General features: G+C 61.7%; 8 protein-coding genes. All 8 read left to right on the top strand.

Annotated elements, in window-relative coordinates; all coding sequences use genetic code 11:
- Positions 1-122 precede the first annotated feature (122 nt).
- The 8 genes from pyrH (at position 123) to fabZ (ending at position 8,516) form a co-directional block, all read left to right on the top strand.
- Positions 123-845 carry a UMP kinase gene (pyrH, locus tag FJV80_RS07725; RefSeq protein ID WP_095774470.1) on the top strand — a complete coding sequence of 241 codons (723 nt, stop codon included), beginning with the start codon at positions 123-125 and terminating at the stop codon, positions 843-845.
- 108 nt (positions 846-953) lie between these two features.
- Positions 954-1,508, top strand: coding sequence for a ribosome recycling factor (gene frr / locus FJV80_RS07720; protein ID WP_010909550.1), 555 nt, complete (start codon positions 954-956; stop codon positions 1,506-1,508).
- 32 nt (positions 1,509-1,540) lie between these two features.
- A complete protein-coding gene (locus FJV80_RS07715; protein ID WP_095774337.1) occupies positions 1,541-2,275 on the top strand; it encodes an isoprenyl transferase in 735 nt (244 codons plus the stop codon).
- Entirely contained in the window at positions 2,272-3,087 is an 816-nt protein-coding gene (locus tag FJV80_RS07710) for a phosphatidate cytidylyltransferase (protein ID WP_142876020.1), read from the top strand. Before FJV80_RS07715 ends, FJV80_RS07710 begins: the two co-directional genes overlap by 4 nt.
- Positions 3,088-3,182: 95 nt before the next feature.
- Positions 3,183-4,325, top strand: a complete 1,143-nt coding sequence (gene rseP, locus FJV80_RS07705) for an RIP metalloprotease RseP (protein ID WP_095774339.1) — start codon at positions 3,183-3,185, stop codon at positions 4,323-4,325.
- Positions 4,326-4,542: 217 nt separating this feature from the next.
- Complete coding sequence (bamA, locus tag FJV80_RS07700) at positions 4,543-6,924, top strand: outer membrane protein assembly factor BamA (protein ID WP_095774340.1); 2,382 nt, start codon at positions 4,543-4,545, stop codon at positions 6,922-6,924.
- Between the two features lie 76 nt (positions 6,925-7,000).
- Positions 7,001-8,056, top strand: coding sequence for a UDP-3-O-(3-hydroxymyristoyl)glucosamine N-acyltransferase (gene lpxD / locus FJV80_RS07695; protein ID WP_142876019.1), 1,056 nt, complete (start codon positions 7,001-7,003; stop codon positions 8,054-8,056).
- Positions 8,049-8,516, top strand: a complete 468-nt coding sequence (fabZ, locus tag FJV80_RS07690) for a 3-hydroxyacyl-ACP dehydratase FabZ (RefSeq protein WP_020628878.1) — start codon at positions 8,049-8,051, stop codon at positions 8,514-8,516. The genes lpxD and fabZ overlap by 8 nt, the downstream gene beginning before the upstream one ends.
- The last annotated feature ends 5 nt before the right edge of the window (positions 8,517-8,521 follow it).

Raw genomic sequence — 8,521 nt, 5'->3', positions numbered from 1 at the left:
GCCGTGTCACTGGGGGGCGCCCTTCGTGTATCGGAACTCGGCATCATGCCAATGTTCGGGCGCGGCGCCTGCGCGAGGGCGGCCAGCCCAGGCGCGACCACATGAAAAATGACGAGGACCAGATGACGGTGAAGCCCCTCTACCGACGTGTCTTGCTGAAAGCGTCGGGCGAAGCGTTGATGGGCGAACAGCATTTCGGCATCGATGTCTCCGTCGTGGATCGCATCGCCGCTGACATCGCCGAGGCCCGAGCGCTTGGCATCGAGGTCGGCGTCGTCATCGGCGGCGGCAATATCTTCCGTGGTGTGGCTGTCGCCTCCAAGGGCGGAGACCGCGTTACCGGCGACCACATGGGCATGCTTGCCACGGTCATCAACTCGCTGGCGCTGCGCACCTCGCTGAACAAGATCGGCGTCGACGCCGTGGTGCTGTCCGCGATCGCCATGCCGGAGTTGTGCGAAAGCTTTTCGCAGCGCCAGGCCACCGCCTACATGAACCAGGGCAAGGTGGTGATCTTTGCCGGCGGCACCGGCAATCCGTTCTTCACCACTGATTCGGCGGCGGCGCTGCGCGCGGCCGAAATCGGCGCCGATGCGCTGTTCAAGGGCACGCAGGTCGATGGCGTCTATTCGGCCGACCCAAAAAAGGATCCGAATGCGACGCGTTTCGAGCGCATCAGCCATGCCGAAGTCATAAATCGAGGCCTTTCCATCATGGATACGGCTGCGATTGCACTTGCGCGCGAAAACAACATTCCGATAATCGTCTATTCGATCCACGAAAAAGGTGGTTTCGGCGATATTCTGAGGGGCGGCGGCCGCTGCACGGTCGTCGCGGACGGTTGATCCGGAGCCTGATCCCTGGAAAGGGAGACCGGCTTTTCGAAAATCAGGCTCGAACGGGGCCTTGCCCCGAGGCAGTGAACCCGCGGCAGACGGGTCGAGGAGACTAAGATGAGTGGTGAGTACGACGATCTCAAGCGGCGCATGGATGGGGCAATCGCCGCGTTCAAGCATGATTTGGCTTCGCTGCGGACCGGCCGCGCCTCCAGCAATCTGCTCGATGCCATCCAGGTGCAGGCCTATGGCACCACCATGCCGATCAACCAGGTGGCCAACGTCACGGTGCCGGAGCCGCGCATGATCTCGGTGTCGATCTGGGACAAGTCGATGGTCGGCGCCGTCGACCGCGCCATCCGCGAATCCAACCTGGGCTTCAATCCCATCGTCGACGGCACCAATCTGAGGATTCCGCTGCCGGAGCTCAACGAGCAGCGCCGCAAGGAACTGGTCAAGATCTCGCACGGCTATGCCGAGAATGCGCGTGTCGCCGCGCGCCATGTGCGCCGCGACGGCATGGACTTCCTGAAGAAGGCCGAGAAGGACGGCGTTATCAGCGAGGATGATCAGCGCAAGCGTTCGGATCAGGTCCAGAAGCTTACAGACGAAACGATCAGCACCATCGATCATCTGCTTTCCGACAAGGAAGCTGAAATCATGCAGGTTTAGGGTTGGCGGCCGGCTGACCCGAAAGCGAGATCATGACAACGCCCGCGCATGTCGCGATCATCATGGATGGAAATGGACGCTGGGCCAAGGCGCGCGGCATGCCGAGGCTTGCCGGTCATCGCGCCGGCGTCGAGGCATTGCGCAAAACGGTGCGCGCGGCGCCCGATCTCGGCATCTCCTACCTGACCGTCTATGCGTTCTCGTCGGAAAACTGGTCGCGGCCGAAGGCCGAGGTCAGCGACCTGATGGGACTGTTGAAGCTGTTCATCCGCCGTGATCTCGCCGAACTGCACCAGAGCGGCGTGCGGGTCAGGATCATCGGCGACAGGGCAGGGCTGCAGGCCGACATCCGAGGGTTGCTCGAAGAGGCCGAATCGCTGACCGCGCGTAACGAGTCCCTGACGCTGGTGATCGCCTTCAACTATGGCGGGCGCGACGAGATCGTCCGCACGGCGCGCAAGCTTGCCTTGGCCGCGGCGCGCGGCGAAATCGACGCCGAATCGATCACAGCAGAGAGCTTTGCCGGCTGTCTCGACACGCAAGGCATTCCCGATCCGGAACTGGTCATACGCACCAGCGGCGAGCTTCGCCTGTCCAACTTCCTCTTGTGGCAGGCCGCTTACAGCGAGCTCGTCTTCCTGCCTTGCTATTGGCCTGACTTCAGCCGCGAACACCTTGCCGAGGCGTTGCGCGAATTTGCCGGCCGCGAGCGCCGTTTCGGCGGAGTGGGCCCGCAAGACGTCGCTTCGCGACCGGCCGCGGGATGAGCAACCTTCAGCTCCGCGTCATTTCAGCGGTCGTGCTTGCCGTCATCGCCCTCGGCCTGACCTGGCTTGGTGGCCTGCCATTCCGACTGCTGTGCGCGGCCATGTCGGCGATGATCTTCTATGAGTGGACACGCATGTCGCGGCCAGCCGCGGCCAATGGGCTGGGCTTCCTGCCCGAAGCGCTGGTCGTCGTTTTCGTCGGTGCCTTGATTGCCGGGCTTGCCGCATCGTGGCTGGTGCTGCTCGTCGCGATTCTGATCGCCGTTACGGCGACTGCCGCCCTGGTTCGCAAGGCCGGGCAGTGGGAGGCAAGCGGTCTTGCCTATGCCAGCGTGTCCGGCCTGTCGCTTGCGTTGTTGCGTGATGGCGACCATCCGGGCCTCGTCGCCATCCTGTTCCTGTTCGCGGTCGTCTGGGCGACCGACATTTTTGCCTATTTCGTCGGGCGCGCCGTCGGTGGTCCCAAGCTGGCGCCGTCGATTTCGCCCGGCAAGACGCGCAGCGGCGCGGTCGGCGGCGCGGTTGGCGGCGCTGTCGCCGGGGTCGTGCTGGCAGCAGCCGCCGGTGCCGGCAATCTGGCCTTGCTTGGCCTCGTGGCGCTTGTGCTTTCGATTATCGCTCAGGCTGGAGACCTGTTCGAATCCTGGGTCAAGCGGCGGCATGGCCGCAAGGATTCGGGCGTGCTCATTCCAGGCCATGGCGGTGTCATGGACCGTGTCGACGGGCTTGTCGCGGCGGCTCTTGCCCTATACGTCATTGGCTGGATTTCGGCGGGCGCCGATCATCCGGCGCAGGGGCTATTTCCGATTTGAACGGTGTCGTTTCACGATCTGGTGCGGGCGTGCCTTGGATTCGCCTGGATTGATGTCACAGTCACCGCGACAGCGGAAGAATTTGAGGGCATGAGTTGAACGGGATTCTTCACGCGATTTTCTCCACCGAAGGCTTTTTTCTCGGCACGCTCGTGCCGTTTCTCTTCGTGCTGACCGTGGTCGTGTTCGTCCACGAGATGGGCCACTACCTCGTCGGTCGCTGGTGCGGCATCGGGGTCAGGGCCTTCTCGATCGGCTTCGGTCCCGAACTCATCGGCTTCAACGACCGGCATGGCACGCGCTGGAAGCTTTGCGCCATACCGCTTGGCGGCTATGTCAAATTTGTCGGCGACATGAACGCCACCTCCAGCCAGCCCACCTCGCAAGAGCTCGAAACGCTGACCGACGAGGAGCGCAAGGTTGCCTTCCACACCCAGGCCATCTGGAAGCGTGCGGCGACCGTGGTGGCTGGACCCCTGTTCAATTTCCTGCTGGCGATCGTCGTCTTCTCCGTGCTGTTTGCGTCCTATGGGCGTTATGTCGCAGAGCCCATGGTGGCGGAAGTCACAGCGGACAGTCCGGCGGCAAAGGCCGGCATCCAGCCTGGCGATCGATTCGTCAGTGTCGACGGCAGCAAGGTCGAAACCTTTGGCGATGTGCAGCGGCTGGTCTCGGGCCGCGCCGGCGATACCATCACCTTTGTCATGCTGCGCGGCGGCAAGGAAATCACGGTGACCGCGACGCCGCAGTTGATGGAGCAGCAAGACGCGCTCGGCAACAAGGTCAAGGTCGCAGTGATCGGCGTTGTCAACAACAAGGAACTCGGTCAGCCGCGTCTCATCACCTACACACCGGTCGGGGCGGTTGCGGCGGCAGTTGAGGAAACGGGCCACGTCATCGAACGCACCGGCCAGTTCTTGCAGCGTTTCGCCGTCGGGCGCGAGGACAAGTGCCAATTGGGCGGTCCCGTCAAGATCGCGGACATGGCCGGCAAGGCGGCGAAACTCGGTTTCGAATGGCTCGTGCAGCTCGTCGCGCTGCTCTCCGTTGGCATAGGTATTCTAAACCTTTTGCCGATTCCCCCCCTCGACGGCGGCCATCTGTTGTTCTACGGGGTGGAGGCCGTCATTCGCCGGCCGGTGTCGGAACGGATGATGGAAATGGCCTATCGGGCCGGTCTGCTCCTGGTCTTGTGCTTCATGGGTTTCGTATTCTGGAACGATCTGTTTGGGTGCTGAAATCATGAAGAAATTTGGCTTTGGCATGGTCGATGTTGAGACGCCGTTTACCATGCACGGGGATATGAGTGACGCGAAAGCCACGCACCAGGGTTAAGTAAATACAAATTAACCAGAAGCCTTGCGTGTAGGGAAAATCCGGTTAATACGGTAGGGGAAATTACCGCACGTCCGGTTTTCTCGCCGTGGGGACTACGAGAAAAGGTTATTAAGCCCGATGAAGGCAGCATCCAAGTTTCTGAGCGCCGCGTCAGCGGCGGCACTGTCCGCCGCTCTGGTCGTGCCAGGTGCGCTCGCAGTACAATTCGTTGCCACATCGGCGGCTGAAGCCGCTGTCGTCAGCAGGGTCGAGGTGAGCGGCAACCAGCGTGTCGACGCCGATACCATCCGCAACTACATCACCATCAAGCCCGGCAAGGCCTTCTCCAGTTCCGATGTGGACGCGGCCGTCAAGGCGCTGTTTGGCACTGGCCTGTTCTCGGACGTGCAGATCAATCAGGTCGGCTCGACGCTGGTGGTCAAGGTTGCCGAATACAAGGTCGTCAACCAGGTGCTGTTCCAGGGCAACAAGAAGCTCAAGGACAACGCGCTCCAGGCGGCGGTCCAGCTGAAGCCGCGTGGCACATTCTCCCAGGCGACGCTCGATTCCGACGTCGAGGCCGTGAAAGCCGCTTATAGGCGCATTGGCCGCGATGATGCAGGCGTGACCACGCAGATCATGGAACTCGGCGACAACCGCGTGAACGTGGTGTTCCACATCACCGAAGGCGACCGTACGCAGATCGCGGCGATCAATTTCGTCGGCAACAGCGCCTATTCGAGCCGCCGTCTGTCGGACGTGATCAACACCAAGCGTTCGTCCTGGGTGTCGTTCATCCTGCGCGACGACGTCTATGACGAGGACAAGCTGCGCGCCGACCAGGAGCTGCTGCGCCGCTTCTATTACAACCACGGCTACGCCGATTTCCAGGTCGTGTCGGCCGTCGGCGAACTCGACAATGCGACGAACAAATACACGGTCACCATCACCGTCCAGGAAGGCGAGCGCTACAATTTCGGCGATATCAGCGTCGAAAGCACGATCCCGGAAGTCGACTCCAAGTCGCTAGAATCGGTGGTCGAGACCCACAAGGGCGATGTCTACAACGCCAAGGATGTCGAGGACTCCATCATCGCTCTCACCGAGAAGGTGGCCGGTTCAGGCTATGCCTTCGCGCAGGTAACGCCGCGCGGCGATCGCAATTTCGAGAACCATACGATTTCGGTGGTCTATACGGTCGACCAGGGCACCAAGGCCTATATCGAGCGCATCGAGATCCGCGGCAATGACCGCACGCGTGACTATGTCATCCGCCGCGAATTCGATGTCAGCGAAGGCGATGCGTTTAACCAGGTGCTCATCCAGCGCGCGAAGAAACGCCTGGAAGACCTGAATTATTTTGACAAAGTCGAAATCTCGACGGTGCCCGGCTCGCAGCCCGATCAGGTCGTGCTTGTGGTCGACGTGGTCGAAAAGTCGACGGGTGAATTCTCCGTTGGCGCCGGCTATTCGACCGGCGGTGACTCGGCAGGCCCGTCCGTCGAAGGATCGATCACCGAGCGCAACTTCCTCGGCCGCGGCCAGTTCATCAAGCTGTCGGCGGGCGGCGGCAAGAATTCGCGCGACTACAGCGTGTCATTTACCGAGCCGTATTTCCTCGGACGGCGCATCGCCGCCGGCTTCGACATCTACAAGTCGACGAGGCAATACAACGACAACTATGACAGCGATACCGTAGGTGCGACGGTTCGCTTCGGTCTGCCGATCACCAACAGCATCACGACCCAGCTGGCGTATAATATCTCTCAGGAGAAGTATAAGGTCGACGACAGTTGCGGTCCTACCAGTGTCGGAGACCCAGACGGCGCCTGTACGATTTCGCCAGCCATCCTGGATGGCATCGCAGAAAGCCCCTGGATCAAGTCTTCGGTCAGCCTGGGATTGGTCTACAACACCATCGACGACATGAAGAACCCGCATGAGGGTATCTATGCCAACACGACGGTGGAGGTCGCGGGTCTCGGCGGCGATGCCAAGTTCGTGAAGATCACCGGTCGCGGCAGCGTCTATCAGACTCTGTCCGAACAGCTCGACCTTGTCGGCCTCATTTCAGGTGGCGCTGGCCACGTCGAGGGTTACGGCAACGAAGGTGGTCTGCGCATCTTCGATCAGTTCCAGAGTACCGACCGCATGATCCGCGGCTTTGCCTATGGCGGCATCGGTCCGGTCGACTCCTCCGGTGTTGGCGACCATCTGGGCGGCACGACCTATTTCAACGCCTCTGCCGAGGCCCAGTTCCCGCTGCCGGTCGTTCCCGAGAGCTTCGGCCTGCGTGGCGCGGTCTTCGCCGACGCTGCAACGCTCTACGGCAACAAGATTGCTGATCAGACACTGGTCGATCAGGACTCGACCGGCATGAAATTGCGCGCTTCGGTCGGCGTCGGCCTAATGTGGGCCTCGCCGTTCGGTCCGATCCGTATCGACTATGCGATCCCGGTCAAGAAGGAAGCGAGCGACGACGTGCAGGAATTCAACTTCGGCATATCGACCCGCTTCTGATCGGCGGCCAACGATGCTCCCGGATTTCTTTGGATCCGGGAGAAATGTTCCGACCTAGCTGGATATAGCTTCTGGAATGACCGATCCGGTGTTCTTCGCGCCATCACGCCGGTATACGGCGGCCGAAGTCGCGAATCTGACCGGCTCGGTGCTTGTCGATTCCGGCCAATCCGACGTTTCGATCGAGGCGCTGGCGCCGGCCCACGAAGGCGGCGCAAATGCGCTCGTCTTCGTCGACGGCAGGCGCAATTCCGCGCTGATGTCGTCATTGCGGGCGGCTGCGGTGCTGTGTCCGGCGGAATTCGCCAACAAGGCGCCGTCCGGCGTCGCCGTATTGATCCATCCGCGTCCGCAACAGGCATTCGCGCTGGTCGGCCGGCTGCTGTTTCCGACAGCCGCCACGCCGGGTCCAATGACCGGTGAGACCGGTGTTTCAGAGCATGCCCATATCGATCCGACCGCGCATGTCGAAGCCGGCGCCATAATCGAGGCCGGCGTGGTCATCGGGCCAGGCGTCTCGATCGGCAAGGGCACCGTCATCGCGCCAAACGCGGTCATTGGACAATCCTGCCAGATCGGCCGTGACGGCTATGTCGGCCCGGGCGCCAGCATCCAGTATGCGCTGATCGGCAACCGGGTCATCATCCATGGCGGCGCCAGGATCGGCCAGGACGGCTTCGGCTTCGTCGGCGGTGCCAAGGGCCCGGAACGTGTTCCCCAGATCGGACGGGTCGTTATCCAGGACGATGTCGAGATCGGCTCCAATTCCACCGTCGATCGCGGCGCCATGTCCGATACGATCATCGGTCAGGGCACCAAGATCGACAATCTCGTGCAGATCGCCCATAACGTCCGCATCGGCCGCAATTGCATAGTGGCGGGGCTTTCAGGTATTTCCGGTTCCGTGGTCGTGGGTGACAACGTTACGATGGGCGGTGGCGTCGGGCTCGCGGATCACTTGACCATCGGCTCGGGAGCCAAGCTTGCCGCCAGAAGTGGATTTATGAGCAATGTTCCCGCCGGCGAGATCTGGGGCGGTTATCCGGCACAGCCGATGGCGGAAGCCATGCGGGAGATAGCCATGTTGCGCACGATGGCTAGGGCACGCAAGCAGGGCAAGGACAATGGCTGATATGGTGGCGGCGACGACGCTGGAAGCGGTCGACATACTGGGGTTGATGAAGCTCCTGCCGCACCGCTATCCCTTCCTGATGATCGACCGCATCGTCGACATCGATGGCGACGATTCCGCCGTCGGCATCAAGAACGTCACCATCAACGAGCCGCATTTTCAGGGGCATTTCCCGGAGCAGCCGGTGATGCCGGGCGTGCTGATCGTCGAGGCCATGGCGCAGACGGCAGGCGCCATCTGCATCCGCAGCCTTGGGGCGTCGAAGCCGTCGCTGGTCTATTTCCTGACCATCGACAACGCCAAATTCCGCAAACCGGTCGTTCCCGGCGACCAGTTGAAGATTCACGTCAAGAAAATCAAGAAGCGCGGCAACCTGCTCAAATTCGCCTGCGAAGCCCTGGTCGATGGCACCAAGGCGGCCGAGGCCGAGATTTCAGCCATGATGGTCACCGGCGACTGACGATC

It is taken from the genome of Mesorhizobium sp. WSM4310, assembly GCF_007003935.1.
Lineage (GTDB): Bacteria > Pseudomonadota > Alphaproteobacteria > Rhizobiales > Rhizobiaceae > Mesorhizobium.
This window is presented reverse-complemented; position numbering and strand designations above follow the sequence as displayed.

What these genes read in the sequence shown, in the direction of transcription:
- lpxD (WP_142876019.1), top strand. Translation starts at nt 7,001, where the DNA reads ATGACCGATCCGGTGTTCTTCGCGCCATCACGCCGGTATACGGCGGCC.
- FJV80_RS07715 (WP_095774337.1), top strand. Translation starts at nt 1,541, where the DNA reads ATGACAACGCCCGCGCATGTCGCGATCATCATGGATGGAAATGGACGC.
- frr (WP_010909550.1), top strand. Translation starts at nt 954, where the DNA reads ATGAGTGGTGAGTACGACGATCTCAAGCGGCGCATGGATGGGGCAATC.
- FJV80_RS07710 (WP_142876020.1), top strand. Translation starts at nt 2,272, where the DNA reads ATGAGCAACCTTCAGCTCCGCGTCATTTCAGCGGTCGTGCTTGCCGTC.
- bamA (WP_095774340.1), top strand. Translation starts at nt 4,543, where the DNA reads ATGAAGGCAGCATCCAAGTTTCTGAGCGCCGCGTCAGCGGCGGCACTG.
- fabZ (WP_020628878.1), top strand. Translation starts at nt 8,049, where the DNA reads ATGGCTGATATGGTGGCGGCGACGACGCTGGAAGCGGTCGACATACTG.
- pyrH (WP_095774470.1), top strand. Translation starts at nt 123, where the DNA reads ATGACGGTGAAGCCCCTCTACCGACGTGTCTTGCTGAAAGCGTCGGGC.